A 23,930-nucleotide genomic window follows, 5' to 3' on the forward strand; every position below is an offset into this window, starting at 1 on the left:
TTAGCATTTAATTTTAGAAGATCACATTTACACCAAACATATAAGTTCTGGTTTTTGGATAGAAGTTATTTGAATCTACACCAGGAGCTGTTCCTCCTTGTTCTACTTCCGGATCAATTCCTTTGTATTTGGTAATAACAAATACGTTGTTTACGGTTTGATAAATACGTACACTGTTGATATACCTTCCCACTTTACCAAAATTATATCCTAAAGTCATGTTGTCTAATCTTACATAGCTGCCGTCTTCTATAAAACGATCTGAATATTTATAAGAGTTTAAGTCATTTGGAGACTCGTTTCCTGCATCAACTAAAATATTATTGGTCATTGCGGTACTAGGTCTGAATAAATCGGCACGAGTGGCATTGAAAATTTTATTACCAAAAACCCCTCTGAAGAAAATACTTAAATCGAATTTTTTGTATTGAAAATTATTTGCCCATCCTACTAATAGTTTTGGCTGCGCGCTTCCTGCATAATGATAATCTACTCCAATTTGTGGTGTCGTAGTCAAATCACCATTTTTATCATAATACTGTGAAACTCCATCAGCATTTTTTCCTGCATATTTCAATGTAAAGAATTGTCCTAATGGTTTTCCTTCTTTAAAAATCTGTAATGTACTTCCTGTTTGTCCGCCACCATCTGGCTGAACACGACGAATAGAATCTCCGCCTACAAAGAAAGGGCTAGTTAATTTTACGATTTCATTTTTATTGTGAGCCAAATTCAGATTAGTTGTCCAGCTGAAATTTGCCGTTTTAACCGGAGTTGTACTTAAACTAACCTCAATACCTTTGTTAGACATTGTTCCTCCGTTTGCTACAATTGATCCTACTGGTACAAGTACCGGATTTACACTATAATTGAAAATCATGTCTGTTGTTTTTTTGTCGTACACATCAACAGAACCGGTTACTTTTCCTTTTAAGATAGAAAAATCAACTCCAATATTTGTGGTAGCTGTTTTTTCCCATTTTAAATCAGGATTAGCTGCCTGGTTAGGACCATAAGCTCCAATTTGTTGTCCGTTATAATAGAAAGTTCCTAAACTTCCGGAAATAAACTGTGCTGTGTAAGCATTAAATCCAGATGAGTTTCCTGTTACCCCCCAGCTTCCGCGGAATTTCAAATCACTAAAAAAGTTTTGATTCTTCATGAAACCTTCTTTATCTACTCTCCATGCACCACCTACAGAAGGAAAATATCCCCATTGGTTATTTCCTCCAAACATAGATCCACCATCTCTTCTAATAGATCCTTGTAATAGATATTTGTCTTTGTAATTGTAATTCACACGTCCAAAATAAGCTATCAAGCGTGTTTTTTGATAAGCTTTACTGTCACCAAAATTTACTACATAACCATTAACCGAAGTGTAATTACTTAAAGCCAGGTTATTATACCCAACATTGTCTACAGGAAAGTTCGTTGTTGTAGCCTGAAAACCATCTCCTAATGTATTTTCCTGCCAGGAGTAACCTGCTACAGCTTTTATTTTATGCTCTCCAAATGTTTTATCCCAGGTAAGGAAACTTTCAATAATGTTGTTTCTGGTTTCGTAAGAATTTCTCAATGCAGAACCATTTACACCAAAATTAACCAATGTTTTTGTCAAAGGTGGATCTGGGTTGTTGTAAAAGTTGGCACTGTTGTATTGTGAATAATAACTATCATAAAATTCTCCATGAGACGCAGTTAATCTTTGGTGCGCCAAATTCAAATTATAAGTAAATCCAAACGGAAGTTTTACTTCTGCAGTAAGGTTACCTACAAGGTTATCCGTTTTAGTTTCATCGGTACCATGTTCAATTAAAGCTACAGGATTAAAATATCCCGGACTGGTAAAGTTTTCAAAAAAACTTCCATCAGCATTTCTTACCGGAGAAACAGGAAGATAACTTGCTGCCTGCAAAAGAACAGTATTTCTTTGTGGTACATTTTGATATTTTGTACTGGAATTGGTAACGTTTAAACCAAATTTAACCTTATCATCAAAAGCAAATTGTTCAACAGATAAACGGGCAATGATACGAGAAAAGTCACTTTTTAACATTACCCCTTCTTTATTAAGAGAAGTGATACTTGCTGTATAACTTCCGTGATCTCCACCACCACTCATCGATAAGTTATGGCTGCTTGATGCCGCACGTCCTGTTCTTAAAATTTCTTTCTGCCAGTTTGTATTAGCACCTTTATCATTTTCCGGAGTAAAATTCAAATTGTTTCTAGTTGTGAAATCTCGCAGCTGATCTGCATTCATCATGTCAAGATTATTTGAAACTTCTTCCCAACCAACATAACCATTGTATGCAATCTGCGTTTTGCCCTTACTTCCTTTTTTTGTTGTTACCATGATAACACCATTTGCAGCACGGTTACCGTAAATAGCAGTTGCAGCAGCATCTTTTAAGACGTCGATAGTTGCAATATCATCTGGTGAAATTACAGAGATATCAACTCCCGGAATACCATCTATTACATAAAATGGTCCTTGTGAACTATTTAATGTAGAAGCTCCACGCAAAACTACAGAAGCCGTTTTTGTAGGGTCACCGCTTGATGAAATGTTCAAACCGGAAACTTTACCCTGTAAAAGCTGTCCAACATCACTAATTGCTCCTCTGTTTAAATCTTCGGCTTTTACAGAAGTTACAGAAGTAGTAAGGTTTTTACGAGATCCTTTTCCATAACCCACTACTACAACTTGCTCTAAACTGGTTGTAGTAGACTGTAATTTAATCGAATAATTCGTTTTTGTTTCGTCTAGTTTTAAAGTCAAATCGTCAAACCCCATATAAGAAACTACTAGTGTCGCATTTTTGTTTGAAGCCGAAAATTTAAATTTTCCATCAAAATCTGTTGTTACTGAATTCGTTGTACCTTTTTCTAGTACATTGGCGGCTGGCAGTGGAATGCCTTTGTCATCTAAAACAACACCGGACACTTCTGTTTTTTGTGCCCAGGTATTAATTGAGAAGCAAAAACAAAAGGCTAATAATAAAAGTTTAAGTTTTTCCATTTTGATATTGGTTAATTGGTTAAAATAGTATTGACGAAATTAATGGTAAAGAAATGTTAACAAATGGACAAGTTATTCATAAACATGGATAATTTCTGTAAAGTCAATGATAGCAAGGGTTTTCAAAATTATTTTTCTAAATTTAAATAGTTAAAAACTTATAATTAATCGATTGCGTAAAGATTTCATTTCATATTTTAAGTATTGTTTAAGTTGATAGTTAAAAGTTTAAGTTATATTTTGGTTATATACGTATTAATTATAGTCCCGGTATATTTTTTATTTATTTTCGGTCCATTTGATTTCCCAATTTTTAATCAATTCTCTTTCTTTTGTTTCATCAAAAGGAGTGTTATCCACTGTTGATTTTTTTAGAGCTTCTAAAAACATTTTCCATCTTGGCCAGTAAAATCCTTTATACATTCCGTTCCAGGATCTGGACGCATAATCATTTAAATGGCCTTCTCCGCCCCAAAGCGTTATTAATGTTTTGGCGTTTTTTACATACAATTTAGATACTTCAGGAGAATCCCCATAATCAGAAGCTGATTTTACCCATTGATCCAGACTATTTAATGGTTGTCGTGACATCATTTTATCGATATCCAAAGCTTGCTTTTCTATCTTTTTAAATAATTGATCTCCTTTTGAAATATCTTTTTGCTGATACGCTTTTACACATTCAACCAAATCTTCATCAATACAAAGCGAATAGTAATGTCTTGAAGCATCGATTAAATCGTAATTAATGAAATTCTTTTTATCGTATTTTTTGGCTTCTTTGGTTAAAATATCCAAAGCTTCTTTTAGTTTTTTCTTATCTCCGGGATTTCCTTTAAACTCTGTAATTGTCGCAGTCGGACGTTTAAATAACAAATACGCTCCGGCCCTATCATTCCACCAGCGGGTTTCCCAATATTTGATATTGTAAACAGATTCCAGTAATAATTCCCATGCCTGAAAAACAGGTTTTGATGTTTGTCCGTATCTCGCATTTAAATATTTAGTCAGCCAATCGTTTATGGGTTGCTCGCCCTGACTCCACGGAAGATCATAAATATATTCATATACAATTGAATTATTATTTAACCCTTCCGGCATTGCTCCATAACCCACAACATTTCCTTTGTTCGGATTTTTCAGCAAGCTTGTCAATTCATTTTTATAGAAGTTCAAATCTCCATAGACAGGATTCGATCCGCCATAATTATGTACATAACCGTAAGTCCATTGTTTACCATAAAAGGCTTCCTGATTTTCCCATACCTTATATCTGTCGTTGGCATAATCCTGAACCATCAACCGGTCATTTGGCACTTTACTTAAAAATGCGCTTGTGGCTTCTTTTGTCCAGAATTGTTTATTATCTCCAAAAAGCCATCCCTGCATCACCCAGACTGCACCCGGCGCGGCTTCATTAATAGTTTCATAAATCGCACTTCCGTAATTCGAAAGTTCTTCATATTTATTTTCCTCAGAAACAGGAGGTTCAATCTCATTAAAAGAATCTGCCAGATAGAAATTAGACTTCCCGTACATTTTGGTGTAAATTTCAATAAAACGTATTCCTATTTTTTTAAACAGAGGATCTTTGGAATCTAATAGAAAAGTACTCGCAAAACCACCTCCCGACCATGATTTTAATTCCGTTATTTTGGCTTCAGGATGTTTTTCTGCAAAAGCCTTAGGTACATAACCGCTAAAAGCAGGCACTACGGGATGCATATCTAAAGCTCTCATTCTCTCCAGGATTTTCTTTTGCAGTTCTTCTTTTTTACTGAACCATTCTTGCGGCAACGGCCCTTCGAGACTGTTGATATTTCCCATACGCTGCCAAGGTAAAAAGGCTGGTCCGGCAAAATGTGCTTCTAATAGAGTATTGGTCAAACCATATTCTTTCCATAATTCCTGCCACACCGCTTCCTGACCTTCCATTGCAGTAGGAAGATTGATTCCGTGCATCGCCATCCAGTCGATTTCCTGTTCCCAGCGCTTCCAGTCCCACCATGGAGTGGTGTACCCGAAGGTACAGGCATTTAAATATTCTCTGTATTGAAATGGTGTCGCGCCTTTTTTTGAATATTCTGGCCATGACTTAGGTAAATGAATTCTATTTCCTTCCCAACTCACCAAGACGGCGCCTATATCTCTAAGAAAATTATAAGCTGCATAACAAATTGCCGTATTATTTGATGCTTTTATTTTTACCTGCTTGTTTGTTGTTTCAATTTCAAACCAATCTGATTTATTCTCTTTGTTCTCAACAATGCTTAATTCAAACTCGCTGGCACGATTACCGATAAGTCTTTCTATTACTGCCAATGCGTCTTTTGTGTTTTCTTCATTTTTAGAATATCCTTTAAACGAACAAAGAAATAACAGCATAACTGAGACGGCCATTTTTAAGGAATTGTCCTTTTTACTTTTTAAATTCTCTCTTTTCATATAAATCATATCTTAATTAAATTGTCTTAACGTATTTAGCCTAACAAAAACAAGGGAGATTAAAAATTACTAATCTCCCTGTCAAACAAAACCTAACAAAAAATATATTACTAATAATTAATAATTGTATCCATTAAATTTCAGGATCAAATAATGGAACATTAAACCGAAAATAAAAGTATACATAATGCTATTCTATAAGATGGATTTATCAATCAAAAGCATAGACATATTCTCTCTAATCCTCTTTTTTTTTAATAGAAGGGTTAAATTGATAAAAAAGGTAAAATATTGATTTTCAATCTACATAATCATTTTTAAAGATTCATTTTTTTTGATCTTTAATTATATTTATGTCTCTGTTTTAATCAACAGAAATTTCATTAAACAATAGTATTAAAAGAAGGTTACTATCGGCAATCTAAGACCAATTCATTATAAAATTAGTTTATATTAGCTATTTCAAAGTAAATTCAGCTAACCCCAAAACACAAAATGAATAAAAAAATTCTATTGGCATTACTTATTGTAAATCTATTTTGCAGACAATACATTATTTATGGACAGGAAAAAAAGAGTAACGATGTTACTCAAAAATCCATCCAAATTGAAACTGATGCAATTTTCGACAAGCTTGTCCAAATTAGAAGAGAGTTTCATCAGAATCCGGAACTGGCGGGTAAAGAAAAAAGAACCCAGGAGACTATAAAAAAATATTTATTGAATTTAGGTCTTAAAGTTGAAACGGATATTTACGGATATGGGGTTGTAGGCATTTTAGAAAGTGGAAAAAAAGGGAAGAAAATCGCCTGGAGAGCAGAAATGGATGCATTGCCAAATGACTTTGCTGATGAATCTGATTTTAAATCTAATACAAAAGGCGTCCAACACGGTTGCGGTCATGATGTTCACATGGCGATTTCGTTAGGAATAGCAGAAGTTTTGGCAAAAAATAAAAAGTCGCTGCATGGCACAATTTATTTTATTTTTCAGCCTGAAGAAGAAACATTTATAGGAGCAAAAAAAATTATTGAAAACAAATTATTTGCCCAATATAAAATTGATGAGATTTACGCGCTTCACGTAGTAGGATTACCGGCAGGACAAATAATGGTAAAACCTAATGAAGTGTTTGCCTACCAAAAAGAAATAGGAATACAATTTAAAAATGTTTTACCTGCAAAAGAGTTAAAAGAGCTAACCTCAAAAATTCGCAATTCTTTGGTTAGATCGAATAACCAAAGCAAACCATGGGAGATTCAACTTATTTCAGATCCTGAAATGGGTTTGATGAATCCAAAAACAATATTTACTGATTATTTAATTGCTGACGAAAATTTTAGGGCATATTCTAAAAACGATGCATTCCATATAAATGCAGAAATTTATGAAACTGATGCAAGCCGATTAAAAAACATTATACCTGCCATTGATAAAGTAATTGAAGACAATAATTATGGCGCTCAGAAAATTTCTATTAAATTCATAAAAGAAAACCCAACAGTTTTAAACGATCCAAATTTAACACGCACTGCTATTACTACGCTTGACAATATTTACGGAAAAGGATTTGTAGTAACTGACTATGGGCAGGTTCCTTATTTCAATGATGATTTTGCCTATTTCCAACAGAAAATTCCCGGAGTTTATTTCCTGCTTGGAGGATCTAATGTGCAAAAAGGAATCATAGCAATGAATCATGCTCCTAATTTTCAAGTTGATGAAGAGTGTATTAGAATTGGAGTTAAAACATTTTCTTCGCTGTTAGTTGAAAGAGGCAAGTAAACAAAACATTAATCGATATGAAAAATGGCGCCATCTGTTTTCAGGTGGCGCCATTTTTTTTGTCAAAACTTAATATTATAATCAGTATTAATTAAACGCTCGTGGTTAAATTATACTTTTATTTTGTGCCATTAAATCTTCAATTCTGGAATTAGAAATCTCGGGATTAGCTCCCGGCGCCTCAGCTACCAAAGCTCCTACGGCGCATGCAAAATCAATAGCTGTTTGTGGATCTTTTCCGTTAAGCACTGATGTAATTAAAGCGGCCAAAAACGAATCGCCCGCTCCAACTGTATCGGCAACCTTTACCGGATAACCTCCATTTTCATAAAGCTTGCCTTCCCACATTAACAAAGCCCCATGCTTTCCTCTTGTTACGCACATGGCTTTTACTTTGGTTTTTTCGGCAATAAAGTTCATATTGTCTTCCAAACCCGAATAGGGTGAATGCATTGCGTCTGCTATTTCCAGCAATTCTTCATCATTAAATTTAATAAAATCAGCTAAGTGCATTAATTTTTCTAACATTTCATAAGAATAATGGGGCTTTCTCAAATTAACATCAAAAACCTTATAAGCTTGTGTCTGAAGCAATTCTTCCAGAGATTTCCCTGATACTTCATCCCTGCAAACCAAACTTCCGTAAATTAGCACATCAGCATCAAACGCTATTTTTTTTCCAAATTCATTCAAAACAATTTTATCCCATGCCGATGGATACGTGATTTCATAACTTGCAGATCCGCGTTCATTCAAGGTTACGTTTACTAAACCAGTCGGAAAATCTTCTGATTTACTAATAGTATCCGTTTCAAGTCCCAGGTTTTTTACCTGACTGATAATTGCCTCACCATCTTCATCATTTCCTACGCAACTAATCATGGCTACTTCGCAACCAAATGTTTTCATTCGCAAAGCCACATTTAATGGTGCACCGCCAATTTTTTTTTCATTGGCAAAAACATCCCAAAGCACCTCTCCAAAGGCAACCGCCTTAAGGTTTTTTCCGTTGTTCATTCTAAAAATATTTATTATTAACCCGTTGGGTATAATGCAAAAAAATTAATTACACACATAGAAACATAGATTTTATGATTTTGAAAAAGTAAATTCAATGAAACTTGTTTCTCCCACATAGCTATGTTTGTTAATGCAAGTGAAACGCCTTTTTGAGTTCATCCCGACGCTTCGGGACTATGTTTCTATGTGTTAAAAATAATTACACCCAACGGGTTTTATTATTAATGTTATTCCGTTTGCATAATGTAAATCATGCAAACGGAACTTCTTTCTCCTTAGCTATTCTTCATTTATCATTAATTCTAAAATAGCAATTAATAACCCGGATTTTGTTTGTACACTCCCTGGCTGAAATTAATTTGTTTCAACGGAATTGGGCAATACTCCTCTTTACTTGCATCAAAAAAGGCATCCTGATAATAGGTGCGTTTTGTTTTTTCGCCTGCGTAAAAATCATTCATTACCTGATCTGTAACACCCCAGCGAACTAAATCAAAGAAACGATTTCCTTCCATTGCCAATTCCAAACGGCGTTCGAAACGCATTGCTTTACGGGCAAAATCCTGTGTCCAGTTGCAATTAACGCCGTCTTCATACGTATTAACTTTAAAGTTATTTACATACGGAAGTCGTCCTGTACTTTGGGCAGCTCGTTCTCTAATTTGATTGATTAATGGCAAAGCTTCTGATTGTCTTCCTAATTCAATCAGGGCTTCGGCACGCATCAAAATCACATCGGCATAACGAATCTGGATTCTGTTTTTAGAATTTCCGTAAAACGGATCAATATTCACAACACAACTACAGCTTGGCGCCACGTTTTCTTTTAAGGATGCAAAATACCCGTAAGTTCCCGGAGATCTAACCCAAGCCTCAACATATAAAAATTCAGGATCATATTTATAAGGCAGACCTGGCATGGCAACCGTATGATACAATCTTGGATCTACCGTATTGGCAGCGATATTTTTATAATCAAAATCCTGATTGTTATAAGTGTCAAATTCCGGTAAACCATTTGCGCCTGTTTTAAAAGCATTTACTAAGTTTTGACTTGGTTTATGAAAATCACAACATCCTAAACCTTGTGGTGTTGAAAGTACATCTGAAAAATTTAATCTTCCGTATAAAGTTCCGTCATTGTCTGAGAATTGAATGGAGAAAATCGATTCAGTTCCGTTTTCAAAAGTTCCCGGTAAAAAGTTATTGGCAAAATCCGGTTCTAAACTTGCTTTGCCGATTACTTTATCGGTGGCTGCAATTACTTCCTGCAAATGCTGTTGATTGATTCCGGTTACTTTATAAGTTTCATCCTGCGTATAAGCCTGATACAAACGTGTTTTTGCCAAATAAGCGTATGCTGCTTTTTGAGTTGCACGGCCCACTTGTGGCTGCGTTTCCGGTAAAGCTTCGGCGGCAGCCTGAAAATCTTCTGCTATTTTATTCCAAAGTTCTTCGTTTGAAAGGGCTTTGTTTGAGATTGTTTTATAATCTTCAATCGCAATATCTTCTGTGATGTAAGGAACATCTCTGAACATAATTTTCAGCATAAAATAAAAATGTCCTCTTAAAAAACGCATTTCAGCCATACGGGTTTTCTTTAACGGATAATCAGCTTCTGAAATTTGTTCTAATGCCTTCAAAGCTTTATTGGCTCTTGAAACTCCCACATAACTGATGTACCAAAAGTTATCCAATTCGCCAAAATCAGATCTGATATTATTCGAAACTTCAAAAAAGTGAAAATCCTGAATATCGTTAGTTCCGCTTCCGCCTTTGTAAGCATCATCAGAACGTACATTTCCAAATGGCCACAAACTATAAGGCGAATCATAATGATCATTTCCTAATTGTGCGTACGCCGCATTCATAAAACCTTCTACAGATTGTGGTGTTACAATATCTTCTTCAGACAACACTCCACGAGGATCTTCTTCCAGAAAATCAGAACAGGAAGCCAATATTCCCAGCACTAAAAACCCTGCTATATATAGTATCTTTTTCATTTTTTTTTGATTTAATCTTTATTATAAAGTAAAATTAAGACCAGCCGTGAAAGTCGTTGGCTGCGGATATCCAAATCCTGCATTTTCAGGATCTACACCAGTAAAACTTTTAGCATCAAGGATCAATAAGTTTTGTCCGCTGATGTACAATCTAAAGCTGTCGAAATTCATTTTTTTCAATAAATCTTTTGGCAGGCTGTATCCAAATTGTAAAACACGAAGTTTTAAATAGCTTCCGTTTTCTACATAATAAGTGGAGAATCTTGACTCTGCATTTCTATCCACTGTAGTTAAAGCCGGAATAGTCGAGTTTGGATTGTCAACGGACCAGGCATTTAACAAACGAGTTCCTTTGTTAGAACCTACGTCATCTACGCTCCAAAAATCGGTTTGGTATTTGGTATTGTTAATGACATCAACATCACTTGCTCCTTCCCAGAAAGTGGTGAAATCCCAATTTTTATATCCTAATCCTAAATTAATTCCGTAAGTCAATCCCGGATTTGGATTCCCAATCCACGTACGGTCTTTATCCGTAATGCTTCCGTCGCCGTTTAAATCTTTGTAACGAATTCTTCCAAGACCTTTTCCTTCCTGCAGCGCCGAGTTGCTTACTTCGTCCTGACTTTTAAACAATCCATCAGTAACATAACCGTACATAGAGTTTATTGGGCGGCCTAAAATATTATCGTCTAATCCGTCTCCTCCGTAGTTATTTCGTACTTCATCCGGCAATTGCGTAATCTTGTTTTTGTTTGCCGAAATATTTCCTGAAATGTCATATTTCAATCCAAATGATGTTTCATCGTGATATCCTAAAGAAACTTCCCATCCTTTATTTTCCATCGAAGCACCGTTTACCCAGCGATTTCCGCCTTCGCCAATTACTCCTAAATAAGCCGGTAAAACCAAAATATCTTCTGTTTTCTTGATATAATAATCAACAGAACCGCTTAATTTTTGTTTGAATAATCCGAAATCTAAACCAATGTTTGTTTGTGTCGTTGTTTCCCATTTTAAATCATCATTTCCGGATTGTGTTGCAATAAAACCTGACGGAAGCAATCCGTTTCCGTTTCCTGCAAGGTCATAAGCTGTTCCGTAAGACGTTGCCCAGGTCGGACTTCCTCCTGCATAACTGGCCAAATACAAACTATAAACAGCTGTATTGCTGATTTCCTGATTTCCGGTTTGTCCCCATCCTGCTCTTAATTTCAAATCAGAAAAAACGGGTGCATTATTTTTAATAAAATTTTCATTGCTGATTCTCCATCCTGCTGAAACTGCAGGAAAGGTTCCGAATTGATTGTTTTTACCAAAACGCGACGAACCATCGCGACGAATTGTAGCCGAAAGCAAATAACGATTATCAAATTCATAATCTGCTTTTCCAAAATAAGAAAGCAAAGAATATACTGTTGAAGTTCCGCTTGTAAACGATTCTCCCGTTCCTGCATCCGGATACATATAATCTGGCGTTTCGATCAAAAAGTCATTTTTGCGCAAAGTCGTGGTATCATAAGTATCTTTGTACATCTCGGTTCCTGCCATTAAATTCAGATTACTTTTTCCGAAATTCAAACTGTAAATAGCCGTGTTTGTCCAAGTCCATTTATCACTTACCGTTTGGTCTATGGTAACCGATGTTTGATCGTTTTGTAAATAACCCGATTGGTAACTTCTTTGTAAAGTACGTTTTTTATAAAACCCGTAATCGATACCGAAACTACTCTTGATATGAAGGTTTTTTATAATCTCTAAATCGGCATACATATTCCCGAAAAGACGTAAATAATCGTATTTATTGTCTTTGTTATATTCTAAAAGTCGAACCGGATTTTGTCTGTCATTCATTCCGCCAACCGGTCCTCCCCAGCCTTTCCCATCAACAGTGTGAACCGGAATAATTGGCAGGGCACGAAGCGCAGGATCTAAAACTAAAGGATCTGTAACTTCATTGGTACGGGTAAAACTAAAGTTTTCTCCAATAACCAATTTACCATTAAAATATTTATAAGAACTGTTCATTCTGGCAGAGATTCTTTCGAAATCAGTTGTTTTTACAACACCTTCATTTCCATAATATCCCAGAGAAAAAACATAATTGCCTTTGTCAGATGCATTCGAAACTGAAAGATCGTATGAATTTGCAATTCCTGTTTGCGAAATCGCATCGTACCAATCTGTATCTGCTGATTTTAGCGTTTGAGCAGCATCTAAATATTCGGGAATCAAAACTTTGTTTAACTGTGGTTTGTTATTATTTACAGACCAGTCAAATTGGTAACGCAAATTATTATTATTCGGATTTAATCCGTCGTTGATATTGGCCTGCCATAAAGCCTGACCAAATTGATCTGCATTCAAAACTTCCTGCTTTCTTGAATAATTAGAAAGAGAGGTATACGTGCTAAAATTGATTCTCATTTTACCCTCTTTACCTTTTTTGGTCGTAATAATGATTACACCATTTGAGGCACGAGAACCGTAAATACTCGCCGAAGAAGCATCTTTTAAAACCTGAATCGTTTCAATATCATTCGGGTTCAATTCGTGCATTCCAGATTTAGTTGGCATTCCGTCAATTACATACAAAGGATCTGTGTTGTTTAAAGTTCCAACGCCGCGAATCACCACTTTTGTATTTGCTCCACTCGGAGATCCGTCAGACGAAACCTTAACCCCCGCAACCCTTCCCTGTAGCGCTTTAATTGGGTTTGGTTCCGGCTGTTTCATAACATCTTTCATGTTTACAACAGCAACAGCTCCGGTAATATCTGTTTTCTTTTGTTTGGAATATCCTGTTACAACAACTTCATTTAGCTGATTGTTGTCTACTTTTAAAGTTATATGGATTGTATTTTGTCCTTTAACGGGAATCGATTGTGGTGCGAAACCGATAAAAGAAACAACAATAACAGCATCTGGATTGATGTTCCCGAAAGAAAAATTTCCATCAAAATCTGTTACTGTACTGGTATTTGTACCCGAAATAAGTACGGTTGCTCCCGGAAGCGGCATTCCGTCATCTGACGAAATTACCGTTCCTTTAATTCCGCTTTCCTGCGCTGTCATCATCAGCATTGGAAAAAAGAAAAATAGAAAATAAATAATTTTACTTTTCATGAGGTTAGTGGTTTTTAGTTAGTTTATATTTAATTGGTTAAGTACAATGTTGCTCATTTCAATTCCTTCGTTTGAAGAAACTGACAGAGAAGTAAAGGGCTGGTTTGTGAAAAAGATTTCGGTAATTACTTTTTCGCCATTGTTGTAAAATATTTCAATAGAGGTTTTGTCTAAAATGATTTTAAAAACGCCTTCTTTCTGATTTCCATCTAAAGTTGCTTTGGTAATTGTTGAAGCAAATTTTTCTGAGAAATCGTTTTTTCCTGCTTTCGAACGATCCAGAAATAAATAATGATCAGAATTATTTAATCCGAAGCTTAAAGATTCACCGGCTGCGTTTGAAAGTGTAAAAGTGTAATTGTCCTGCTTTAAGTTTTTTAAATCAAAATTGACAATCGCCTTGGTTAAATCAACTTTTCCTGCTTCGGGAATTGAAAGTTTCCCTTTTCCTTTAAGGTTTTTTGCTTTGATGGTTTTAGAAACGTATTTGTTGATTTCTTTTACCGGATTACTAATTAAGCTATAATCATTTCCTTTTTTTACTAACTGAATTTCACGTGCAATTGTAGTAGCACTTCTCCACGCAGTCGTAGGCACATCTTGCGCATAATCCCAGTTAGACATCCATCCTATAAATAATCTTCGTCCGTCAGCAGCCGGAACATTATTCCAGGTTACTCCGGCGTAATTATCTTTTCCGTAATCAATCCAAACGGCTTTTTCCTGTTCTACTTTTTTTGCAAAATTTGAATCCATCGTAAACGTTTTTCCGTCAAAATCTCCAATAAAATATTGTGTTCCTGAACCTCCGTTTGCTCCACCTGGATTTAAACTCTGAATTAAAACCCATTTGGTTTCATTGGTGCCTTTTACTTTTATTTCGAAGAAATCAGGGCATTCCCAAACACCTCCGTGGGCTCCAATATTTTTTCCAAAATCAGATAAATATTCCCAGTTTTTAATATCTTTTGATTTGTAAAACTGAGCACGGTCTTGTGCCGCCAAAACCAAAATCCATTGTTTATGAGTTTCATCCCAGGTCATTTTTGGGTCACGGAAATCACGAATTCCTGGATTTTTTATGACAGGATTTCCCTGGTCAAATTTCTTCCATGTAAAACCATTGTCATTCGAAAATGCGATATCCTGTCGTTCAACATCAATTTTGTTTTCTTTTTCTTTTGTCATATCATGCAGCGTATAAATCGCTACAATAGGAGCTGTTTTTCCAATACCCAAACCCGAAGTATTGTTCGCATCAACAACCGAACTTCCAGAAAAAATATATTTATCATTGTCTGGATAAATTGCAATTGGCTGTTCTTCCCATTTAATTAAATCTTTACTAACCGCATGTCCCCAATGCATTGGTCCCCATTTATTTCCATCAGGATAATGTTGATAAGACAAATGGTATAATCCGTTGGCATAAAACATTCCGTTAGGATCATTCATCCAGCCTTTTTTTGGTGTAAAATGAAAATTAGGACGGTACATTTTTTCTTCAATAGAAGTTGAAACTGTAGTTACTGCTGTTGTTTGGGCTGTCGCCGAAGTCGGTTTGCAAGCTCCTATTAAAAGTACAGCTGCACTATAAAATGCCAGCGGTATGTGTTTCTTTGATTTCATGGTTTTTGATATTTTTTTTAGTTAGATTTTCACTTAAAACTTCTAATGATATTCCTTTCGTTTCCGGCATTAGAAAAATGACAAACAGTAATTGCAGGACCATCATAAGTGTAAAAATTAAGAATACGACTTCGGGACCTATTTCTGAAAATAACATTGGAATTAAAGAGGGAATAATCGCTGCCAAAACCCAATGTACCGAACTCCCAAATGCCTGCCCGGATGCACGAATGTGATTTGGAAAAATTTCTGAGATAAAAACCCAGATTACAGCTCCCTGACCAATGGCGTGAGATGCAATAAATAAGAAAAGGAAAATAGGTACTGATAATCCTCCCCAATTGAAATAAAATGCAGCCGAAACCAATCCTAAGGAAATAATATATCCTACAGAACCAATGTACATTAACAACTTTCTTCCTAATTTGTCAATTAATGCTACACCGATTAAAGTAAAGATAAGATTGGTAATCCCGATGCCGATACTGCTTAATAAAGCGGTATTTTGTCCTAAACCTGCTTCTTCAAAAATTCTTGGCGCATAATATAGAAAGGCGTTGATTCCGGAAAATTGATTGAAAAATGCAATTAAAAAAGCCAATATTAATGGAAAACGGTATTTTTTCATGAAGATATTTTCGTGTTTCGTTACTCCGTTTTCTCTTGAATCGTCCATAATATCAGTAAGATTTGCAGTTGGATCAATTTTATACAATACTTTACGAGCTTCTTCATCACGGTTTTTAGACAATAACCATCTTGGACTTTCTGGAATTGTAAGTATAAAAAGAATATAAATAAAAGATGGAATAGCCTGAACTCCTACCATCCAACGCCAGGCATTTTCTCCAATATCTTTTAAAAAGTAGTTTGAGATAAAGGCAATTAAAATTCCCAGTACAATATTAAACTGGTATAAAGCTACCAGACGTCCGCGTTTGTCAGCCGGAGCAATTTCAGAAACATACGCCGGAGCGGCTATAGTAGAAGCGCCAACTCCTAAACCTCCTATAAATCTGAAGGCGGCAAATACAAAGGGATCATTTGCAAAAGCAGCACCTACAGCCGAAATGAAATATAAAATCCCGATCCAGAAAAGTGTTTTTTTTCGACCTATTTTATTAGTTGGGATTCCTCCAAAAATAGCACCTACAACAGTTCCCCAAAGTGCCATTGCCATAACAACAGATCCATGAAAAGCATCAGAAGAATGCCATAGAAGCTGTAATTGTTTATCAGCTCCAGAAATAACTACGGTATCAAAACCGAATAGAAAACCTGCCAGTGCAGCAGTAACAGACCAAATTAATATCTTGTTCATTGTAGATGTATTAAAAACTTATCGCTAAGATATCCGCAAAAAAAACAACTTATTTTTAATGATGTTACAATTTAATTCTATAAATAATGATAGTTTGATACTTAAACAACAAAAGCCTTATTTACAAGGCTTTAGATAATTTAAAATTTATTTACGAAAACCGTGTAGTTTCGATTTTGTTACATTTAGTTCAAAATTGATACCTGTTTTGTATCAATTTTGAACTACTATTAATTAGAAGATTTGTATTCCTTTGGTGAAATTCCAAATTTATTCTTAAAAGCTGTAGAAAAATAGTTGGGAGAAGAGAATCCAAGTGAGTATGCAATTTCAGAAATATTCATGTTATTGGACTTTAAAAGCTCTGCCGCTTTCTCCAATTTTACATTATTAATATGATCACTGATATTAATCCCGATAATAGCTTTTACCTTTCGATACAGCTGCACTCGCGAAACCCCTAATTTATCGGCCAAATCTTCAACCGAGAATTTAGGATTTTCAACATTCAACTTGATAATATCATTCATTTTAGTAATAAAGGACTGTTCCTGATTGCCAAATTTAGACTCAGGCTCAATGCGATAGATATTATTGGTGTAATAATAACGAAGTTTTTCTCTGTTGAAAAGCAAACCCGAAATGGATTGTTTTAGGATAGAAAGACTAAAAGGTTTTGTAAGATATTGATCTACTCCGCTTTGCAAACCTTTCAAGGTTGACTCTTTATCACTTTGCGCTGTTAAAATAATAATTGGAATATGTGACGAACGCAAATCCTTTTTCAACTCTTTGCTAATTTCATAACCGTCCTTGTCTACGAGATTAATGTCGCAAATGATAATGTCCGGAACAATTTCCATTGCTTTTTCGATCGCGTCGCTTCCGTCAGAAGTATGAACTACATATTCATTTGATAATTTAGCTTTTAAAAATGCGACCAGATCGATATTGTCTTCTATCACCAAAAGCGTATGTTTTTCTGATTCAGAAACTACATTTACAACGTTTAATTCAGTCTCGATATCTAAATTATCTGATATTAAATTTGGCGTTACATCCAGATTCTCCTCTTTATTAATCATTTCAGAAGGCTGTAAATGACTGATTCCTTTTAATAAAGTAATTACAAATTCGCTTCCTTGTTTTGATTTTAGTTCGATTGTTCCGTGATGTAAAAGCACAAATTCTTTAGAGAGATGCAGTCCAATTCCTGAACTGTTTTTATTATTATTTGAAGCCCTGAAAAACGGATTAAAAACATTCGACAATTCATTTTCGGGAATTCCTATTCCGGAATCTTTAAAACTGATTTTAACGGTATTGTCGTGATTTTCGATAATCGAAATCGTGATTTTTCCGTTATCGGGTGTAAATTTAAAGGCATTCGAAAGCAAATTAAAATACACTTTATCCATCAATCCCCTATCGATAAACAATTCCAGGTTTTTGTTTTTGCAAGTAAGCTGAAAATCAATATTTCTACGGGCAGCTTCGCCTTTAAAGTTGGTCATTACTTCATTTGTAAACTCATAGATTTTTGTATTTGAAGTTCTTAAGGTGAATTTTTGCTCTTCAATTTTTCTAAAATCCAGTAATTGATTTATTAATCGAAGTAATCTGTTTGAGTTTTTATGAATTAGTTTTACCTCATCGACAAGCGTGGTTCCTTTAATTTTTTCATTTTCGATTAACGATTCTACATAACTCATAATCAAAGTTATGGGTGTTTTAAATTCATGCGAAAGTCCGGTAAAGAAATTCAATTTTGCTTCATTGCTTTTTTGGGCAATTTGAGCCATTTCCTGAATTTCATTATTCTGATCAATTACCGTTTGATTAATTCTCTCTAGCTGTTTTTTCTTTCTTGAAATTGAAATAGTCGAATAAATACTGTAAATCGTTAAACTCAAAATAATTACTAAAAAGAAACTGAGCAATCGAACCAGATTGTTCTGTGAAGCATATTCTTTTTCCTGAATTTTTATTGCTCCTTGCTGCGAATCGATAACGGCTTGCTGCTGATCGACTTTATCCATTTGATTTTCGATAATTTCAGCATTGTTCTTATCGATTACGATGGTATTGAGAATATTGTTTTTTGCAATTGGTTCTTTATTGTACATTTTTAAAGCCAATTTTAAGGCTTCATTTCCTCCCGTCGGATATAAAATAGTACCGTCTAAAACGCCGCTTTTTACCAATTCTATACCGCCATTTACGGTATTTAGTCCATCTACTCCAATAAATTTAATTTTCTTTTCGAGTCCTACAGTTTTAGCCGTTTCCCAGGCGCTTAATGCCATACGATCATTATGGGCAAAAATGTACTCAATATTGGGATTGCTTAACAAAATTGCCTTTAAAGGTTCTTTTACCGATTCTCCCTCCCAATCACCATGAATTGTATTCTCGATTTTTATGCGTTTGTTCTCCTTTATTATTTGTCCAAATCCCAAGCTGCGCTCGTATGCTGGCGAAGAACCAATTGCTCCTGTAATTTCGATAATTTTGCATGAACCTTTACTGTGCGAAACTATGTAACGACCCGCAATTCGTCCAATTTCAATATTATCAGCTCCAAGATAAGCCGTGTATTTTTCGCCATCAATTTTTCTGTCTACAACAAGAACCGGGATTCCGGCTTTTATAGATTTTTCGACTACGGCGGTTAAGGGTTTTGATTGAATTGGAGATACAATAATTACATCTACTTTATTAGAGATGAATCTTTCGATATCGTCAATCTGTTTTTCGATATTATTATTAGCATCACTAATTTTTAATTCTACTTCAGGCTGCAGCGAAGCTTCAATTTTTATAGAACTGTTCATTTGCTTGCGCCAATCATCGGTAGTCATGGCCTGAGAAAATCCAACTTTGATTTTATCACCTTGTTTTTGCTTACAGGAAACTAAACTTAATGATGCTAAAAAAAGCATCAAAATATATTTTATAATTGAATACATGAATAATGAGTTTATACAGATGAAAAATGAGTTTTCAAAAAAAACCTTCTTAGACCAACAACCTGTCAAAATAATTAGGAAGGATTATTTTTCACTGACAAGCGGGAAGGCAATATATAATAAGGTAAAATTAAACTTTTATTTCGTGTATCCAAATCAGTAAATAAAAAATTCATGTGCAGCTACTGTTTAGCGGAAACAGGGATTTTTTTTTTGCTTCAAAATAAATTTAAACAAAATGTTGTGTTGAAAATTATACGTTTTGGATCCAAAAAATCCATTTTACAGTAGTTGTTTTGTTCTTAATACTTTAATATTAAAAACATTATTTATTTTATATAATTTGGCGAAACACATTTCTGCCAATATTCTACAATGCTTTTTATCAGGTTTTTCATTTCTGTAAAATCGGAAGGTTTTATAAAAAAACCCTGTACAGATTTTGAATAGGCTTCAATAACATGCTGCTGCTCTGCACCAGTACTAAAAAATAAATAAGGAATCGATTTCATTCTCAAATCTTCATTTTCGTGAACTTTTGAACGTAACTCTATTCCGTTTAATTTTGGCATATTAATGTCTGAGAAAATAATAAAAGGCTCAACCGACGTTGCTGTTAAATAATCAAGTGCCAATTCCCCATCACCAAAAAAAATGATTTCGTTTTTATAATTAAGTTCCTTAAATACCAAACCCAGAATTTCCTGATCGTCCTGATCATCTTCTATAATAATTATTGGTCCGCCCTTGTTCATAAATTCTTTTATTTATTTGTGAGAAAGGTACTTAATTTAACCATACATTATTCCTGAAATAAAAAAATAACTATTTAATTAAAATAGCTGCCAGGGTGTGTAGTTTATTGCATTTTATTTTACAGGACTTACTTTATTCTATAAATAATAGAAATAAGTAAGTGCTTAATCACTTAATTTCGCTATATTCGTTTATATCCTAATAATCTTAAAATTAATTTTAGGTATCCGTTCTAATAATTACTAAAAATATAGGTGCTTTTCCAGCAAATTATTGCCATTATTTTTCTAAATATAACTTCGTATTATATGAATATTCAAGAAAAAAATGACAAAAAGGAAACAGTCCTTTTCTCAGATCAACTATCTTTTAATGAAAAAGAAAACGATCAAAATACTGCTGTAAAAAATAAAGTTTCCATTGCAAATAGCAAAGAACAAACAGCAGAAATCCAAAACCTTAAAAAACAGCTAAAAGCAAAAGAACAGCAGCTAAACAATCATGTTAATGCTATTGATACTTCGAATGCATCAATCGAGTTTGATCTTGATGGAAATATACTTAGTGTAAATAAAAATTTTCTGGAAATAATGGGTTACAATGAAGCCGATCTGTTAGGAAAACATCATCGCCTTTTAGTTGATCCCGCCTATTCACAATCTACTGCCTATCAATTATTCTGGAGCAACCTGAAAAAAGGGATTTATCAAAAAGATGAATTCGTCAGAGTAGCCAAAAACGGAAAATTAATATGGCTTTTAGGAAGTTACAATCCCATTCTGGATATTTTGGGCAAGCCTTATAAAATCTTAAAATTAGCCACAGATATTACGCTTTCGAAAACGCAATTTTTACAGCTGGCGGTACAGGCACAGGAAAAGGAAAAACGCGCCTCTGAATTGGCCGTCGCTAATAAAGAACTTGCTTTTCAGAATGAAGAAAAAGAAAAACGTGCTGCAGAACTGGTAATTGCCAATAAGGAACTGAAATTTCAAAACGAACAAAAAGAACAAAGAGCAAAGGAATTAATTATAGCCAATAAAGAACTTGCCATACAAAGCAAAGAAAAAGAAAAACGTGCTGCTGAATTGATAATTGCAAATAAAAAACTGGCTGCAGAAAATATTCTGAAAGAAAAAAGAAAGGTCGAAAAGCAAAAACGTGCAGCCGAACTGATTGTAAAAAACAGAGAACTTGCTTATCAGGAAAAACGAAGCAAGGAACTGACCCTCGCATACGATGAGCTTAAAAAAGCCCAGGAAGAGCTGGAATCGTTTTCTTATTCTGTTTCCCATGATCTTCGGGCCCCTATACGTGCCATTAATGGTTATACCCAAATTTTAATCGAAGATCATATTGATTTAATTGATGAAGATGGGAAAAACATGTTTAATGCCATAATCAAAAACTCTAATAAAATGGGAATATTGATAGATGACTTATTGGCTTTTAGCAAATTAGGACGTAAACAGGTGTCTTCTGCCAATATAAATATGACTGCATTAGTAAACGGAGTTATTAACGACATCACAATAGAAAAAGGTGAAAATAATCCAATATTTGAGCTTGATGAACTTGCTCCTTCAAATGGTGATCCCTCACTTATTAAACAGGTATGGGTAAACTTAATTTCCAATGCAATAAAATATTCAAAATATAAACCTGAAACCCATATTAAAATCACTTCAGCATCAAAAAATAATAAAATTATCTATAGCATAAAGGATTGGGGCGCTGGCTTTGACATGGAATATTACGATAAATTGTTTGGTGTTTTTCAGCGCCTTCACTCACAGGAAGAATTTTCCGGAACTGGTATTGGCCTGGCAATTGTGCAAAAAATAGTAAACCGTCACCACGGAACTGTATGGGCCGAATCAAAACTAGACGAGGGCGCTAAATTTTATTTTAGCCTGCCTGATATTAAAAATTAAAAAATATGAAAATGAATTACGACGATATTGAAATTTTATTTGCCGAAGACAGCATGGAAGATGCTTTGTTAACAATACGCGCATTAAATAAAAGCGGTTTTACAAACAAACTTTTGCATGTGAAGGATGGAGCTGAAGCACTCGATTTTATATACTGCAGAAATATTTATGCCGAAAGAAATCCAAAAGCATATCCAAAACTTCTTCTCTTAGACTTAAAAATGCCTAAAATGTCAGGAATGCAGGTATTGGAAAAAGTTAAAAGTGATGCTAATCTTAAATCAATTCCGGTGGTTATACTAACCTCTTCACAGGAAGATCCTGATATAGCAAAATGCTACAGCCTTGGTGCCAACAGTTATATAGTAAAACCTGTTGACAGCAATAATTTTTTTAATGCCATAAAAGAAATGGGAATGTACTGGATGATTCTTAGCCAGCCTGCAACATAAATTTAAAGCAAACGATTATTTCTAAAATTATGATTCCATATCACATAAAAGAAGATATTAAAATATTGATATTAGAGGATAGTAGCGCTGATGCGGATTTACTTGTACGTCATCTTACAAAATCAGGATTATCGTTTGTTTCAAAAATCGTTGAATCAAGAATATCATTTGAAGATTCCCTTGAAAACTTTTTACCCGATATTATATTATCAGACTACTCTCTTCCGTCATTTGATGCTGTTTCTGCCTTTAAAATTATAAAAGACAAAAACCTAAATATTCCTTTTATAATAATTTCCGGTATCATTGGAGAAGAAAATGCTGTAATGCTTATAAAAGAAGGTGTAACAGATTATGTATCTAAAAATAATTTCTCATCCTTGCTGCAAAAGATAAGCCGTGCGGTAAAAGAAGCTGAGGAATTATTTGAAAAAGAAGATCTGCTGCAGAAACTAAAAATTCAGACTGCTGCATTACTTTTAGCCAATCAGGAATTGGAATTTCAAAATGCTGAAAAAGAAAAAAGGGCTATTGAACTGCTCAATGCTAATAAAGAACTGCTTGCTTTCAATTTTATTTCAAGTCATGACCTTCAGGAACCGCTTCGAAAAATTCAGATTTTCATTTCAATATTGATGGAAAAGGAAATGAATAATATAACAGAAGACGGAAAAAACAATTTAAAACGCATACATGTCGCGGCAACCAGAATGAGACAGCTCATTGAGGATTTGATGGAGTTTTCAAGAGTTACTACTACCGATCATCATTTTGAAATGAACGATTTACAGGATATTATTGAAGATGTAAAATCAGAACTTACAGATATAATTCAGCAAAAAAAAGCTGTTTTTAAAATAAACGGATTAATCCCGGTAAATGTAATAACTTTCCAATTTCGCCAGCTTATTTATAATTTAATGAGCAATTCTCTAAAATTCTCGATCCCTGATATTCCGCCCCAAATTACCATACAATCCAGTATTCTGAAAAATGAAGATTTCAGGCTTCTTAATCTGTCGCATAGCCCGCAGATATGCGATTACTGGCACCTGAATTTTCGGGACAATGGAATTGGTTTTGATGCCCAATACAACGAAAATATTTTTGTTATCTTTCAAAGGCTTCATCATAGCGAGGATTATTTAGGAACAGGAATTGGTTTGGCTATCGTCAAAAAAATTGTAGAGAATCATAACGGAATTATATTTGCTGATGGAAATTTAAATAAAGGGGTAAGTTTTAATATCTATATCCCGGTCACTGAAAGTTTTGATAAAAGTTCTGCAGCATTAAAACACACTCAAAAAGAATTGCATTACACTTTATGATATTTCATAAAATAAAGCAAAAAGTAAAGATAACTTCAATAGAAAAACGAGTTAATATATGTAACCCGTTGAATGTAATGTCAAAATATTTTAATTAACACATAGAAACATAGATTTTATATTTTTGAAAA

Annotated in this window: 13 protein-coding genes; 4 read left to right on the forward strand and 9 right to left on the reverse strand. The window is 34.4% G+C overall.

All coding sequences use genetic code 11. The annotated features are described in order from the left end of the window. Window positions 1–13 precede the first annotated feature (13 nt). Both SD960_RS17310 and SD960_RS17315 read right to left on the reverse strand, forming a co-directional pair. On the reverse strand, window positions 14–3,025 hold the full coding sequence (locus SD960_RS17310; RefSeq protein WP_318805009.1) for a TonB-dependent receptor: 3,012 nt from the start codon (window positions 3,023–3,025) through the stop codon (window positions 14–16). A gap of 279 nt (window positions 3,026–3,304) precedes the next feature. Next, window positions 3,305–5,470, reverse strand: a complete 2,166-nt coding sequence (locus SD960_RS17315; RefSeq protein WP_318805010.1) for an alpha-N-acetylglucosaminidase — start codon at window positions 5,468–5,470, stop codon at window positions 3,305–3,307. A 495-nt stretch (window positions 5,471–5,965) separates the two neighbouring features. Between SD960_RS17315 and SD960_RS17320 the strand changes: the two genes are divergently transcribed. Continuing rightward, window positions 5,966–7,255, forward strand: a complete 1,290-nt coding sequence (locus SD960_RS17320) for an amidohydrolase (RefSeq protein ID WP_318805011.1) — start codon at window positions 5,966–5,968, stop codon at window positions 7,253–7,255. Between the two features lie 105 nt (window positions 7,256–7,360). Here SD960_RS17320 and SD960_RS17325 read toward each other — a convergent pair whose 3' ends face one another. From SD960_RS17325 to SD960_RS17355, 7 genes are all read right to left on the reverse strand, one after another. Continuing rightward, window positions 7,361–8,272 (reverse strand): carbohydrate kinase, encoded by a 912-nt coding sequence (locus SD960_RS17325; protein WP_318805012.1) that lies wholly within the window; start codon window positions 8,270–8,272, stop codon window positions 7,361–7,363. Between the two features lie 317 nt (window positions 8,273–8,589). Next, window positions 8,590–10,281: a RagB/SusD family nutrient uptake outer membrane protein gene (locus SD960_RS17330; protein WP_318805013.1), complete on the reverse strand. Its 1,692-nt coding sequence runs from the start codon at window positions 10,279–10,281 to the stop codon at window positions 8,590–8,592. 21 nt (window positions 10,282–10,302) lie between these two features. Continuing rightward, complete coding sequence (locus SD960_RS17335) at window positions 10,303–13,407, reverse strand: TonB-dependent receptor (protein WP_318805014.1); 3,105 nt, start codon at window positions 13,405–13,407, stop codon at window positions 10,303–10,305. 18 nt (window positions 13,408–13,425) lie between these two features. Beyond that, a complete protein-coding gene (locus SD960_RS17340) occupies window positions 13,426–15,036 on the reverse strand; it encodes a glycoside hydrolase family 32 protein (protein ID WP_318805015.1) in 1,611 nt (536 codons plus the stop codon). Beyond that, window positions 14,999–16,357 carry a sugar porter family MFS transporter gene (locus SD960_RS17345; protein ID WP_318805016.1) on the reverse strand — a complete coding sequence of 453 codons (1,359 nt, stop codon included), beginning with the start codon at window positions 16,355–16,357 and terminating at the stop codon, window positions 14,999–15,001. The genes SD960_RS17340 and SD960_RS17345 overlap by 38 nt, the downstream gene beginning before the upstream one ends. Before the next feature lie 230 nt (window positions 16,358–16,587). Beyond that, window positions 16,588–19,326: a substrate-binding domain-containing protein gene (locus SD960_RS17350; protein ID WP_318805017.1), complete on the reverse strand. Its 2,739-nt coding sequence runs from the start codon at window positions 19,324–19,326 to the stop codon at window positions 16,588–16,590. A gap of 329 nt (window positions 19,327–19,655) precedes the next feature. Then, window positions 19,656–20,081: a response regulator gene (locus SD960_RS17355; RefSeq protein WP_318805018.1), complete on the reverse strand. Its 426-nt coding sequence runs from the start codon at window positions 20,079–20,081 to the stop codon at window positions 19,656–19,658. Between the two features lie 309 nt (window positions 20,082–20,390). On the opposite strand from SD960_RS17355, the gene SD960_RS17360 reads away from it, so the two are divergent. The 3 genes from SD960_RS17360 to SD960_RS17370 are packed head-to-tail and all read left to right on the forward strand — an operon-like array spanning window position 20,391 to window position 23,799. Then, window positions 20,391–22,016 (forward strand): ATP-binding protein, encoded by a 1,626-nt coding sequence (locus SD960_RS17360; RefSeq protein WP_318805019.1) that lies wholly within the window; start codon window positions 20,391–20,393, stop codon window positions 22,014–22,016. A gap of 5 nt (window positions 22,017–22,021) precedes the next feature. Then, entirely contained in the window at window positions 22,022–22,468 is a 447-nt protein-coding gene (locus SD960_RS17365; RefSeq protein ID WP_318805020.1) for a response regulator, read from the forward strand. Window positions 22,469–22,497: 29 nt separating this feature from the next. Further along, a complete protein-coding gene (locus tag SD960_RS17370) occupies window positions 22,498–23,799 on the forward strand; it encodes an ATP-binding protein (protein WP_318805021.1) in 1,302 nt (433 codons plus the stop codon). Window positions 23,800–23,930: the final 131 nt, after the last annotated feature.

It is taken from the genome of Flavobacterium sp. MMLR14_040 (assembly GCF_033657265.1).
In the GTDB taxonomy this organism is placed as follows: Bacteria; Bacteroidota; Bacteroidia; order Flavobacteriales; family Flavobacteriaceae; genus Flavobacterium.

Coding starts and splice junctions, on each gene's coding strand:
- SD960_RS17310 (WP_318805009.1), bottom strand. CDS start 3,025: ATGGAAAAACTTAAACTTTTATTATTAGCCTTTTGTTTTTGCTTCTCA.
- SD960_RS17315 (WP_318805010.1), bottom strand. CDS start 5,470: ATGAAAAGAGAGAATTTAAAAAGTAAAAAGGACAATTCCTTAAAAATG.
- SD960_RS17320 (WP_318805011.1), top strand. CDS start 5,966: ATGAATAAAAAAATTCTATTGGCATTACTTATTGTAAATCTATTTTGC.
- SD960_RS17325 (WP_318805012.1), bottom strand. CDS start 8,272: ATGAACAACGGAAAAAACCTTAAGGCGGTTGCCTTTGGAGAGGTGCTT.
- SD960_RS17330 (WP_318805013.1), bottom strand. CDS start 10,281: ATGAAAAAGATACTATATATAGCAGGGTTTTTAGTGCTGGGAATATTG.
- SD960_RS17335 (WP_318805014.1), bottom strand. CDS start 13,407: ATGAAAAGTAAAATTATTTATTTTCTATTTTTCTTTTTTCCAATGCTG.
- SD960_RS17340 (WP_318805015.1), bottom strand. CDS start 15,036: ATGAAATCAAAGAAACACATACCGCTGGCATTTTATAGTGCAGCTGTA.
- SD960_RS17345 (WP_318805016.1), bottom strand. CDS start 16,357: ATGAACAAGATATTAATTTGGTCTGTTACTGCTGCACTGGCAGGTTTT.
- SD960_RS17350 (WP_318805017.1), bottom strand. CDS start 19,326: ATGTATTCAATTATAAAATATATTTTGATGCTTTTTTTAGCATCATTA.
- SD960_RS17355 (WP_318805018.1), bottom strand. CDS start 20,081: ATGAACAAGGGCGGACCAATAATTATTATAGAAGATGATCAGGACGAT.
- SD960_RS17360 (WP_318805019.1), top strand. CDS start 20,391: ATGAATATTCAAGAAAAAAATGACAAAAAGGAAACAGTCCTTTTCTCA.
- SD960_RS17365 (WP_318805020.1), top strand. CDS start 22,022: ATGAAAATGAATTACGACGATATTGAAATTTTATTTGCCGAAGACAGC.
- SD960_RS17370 (WP_318805021.1), top strand. CDS start 22,498: ATGATTCCATATCACATAAAAGAAGATATTAAAATATTGATATTAGAG.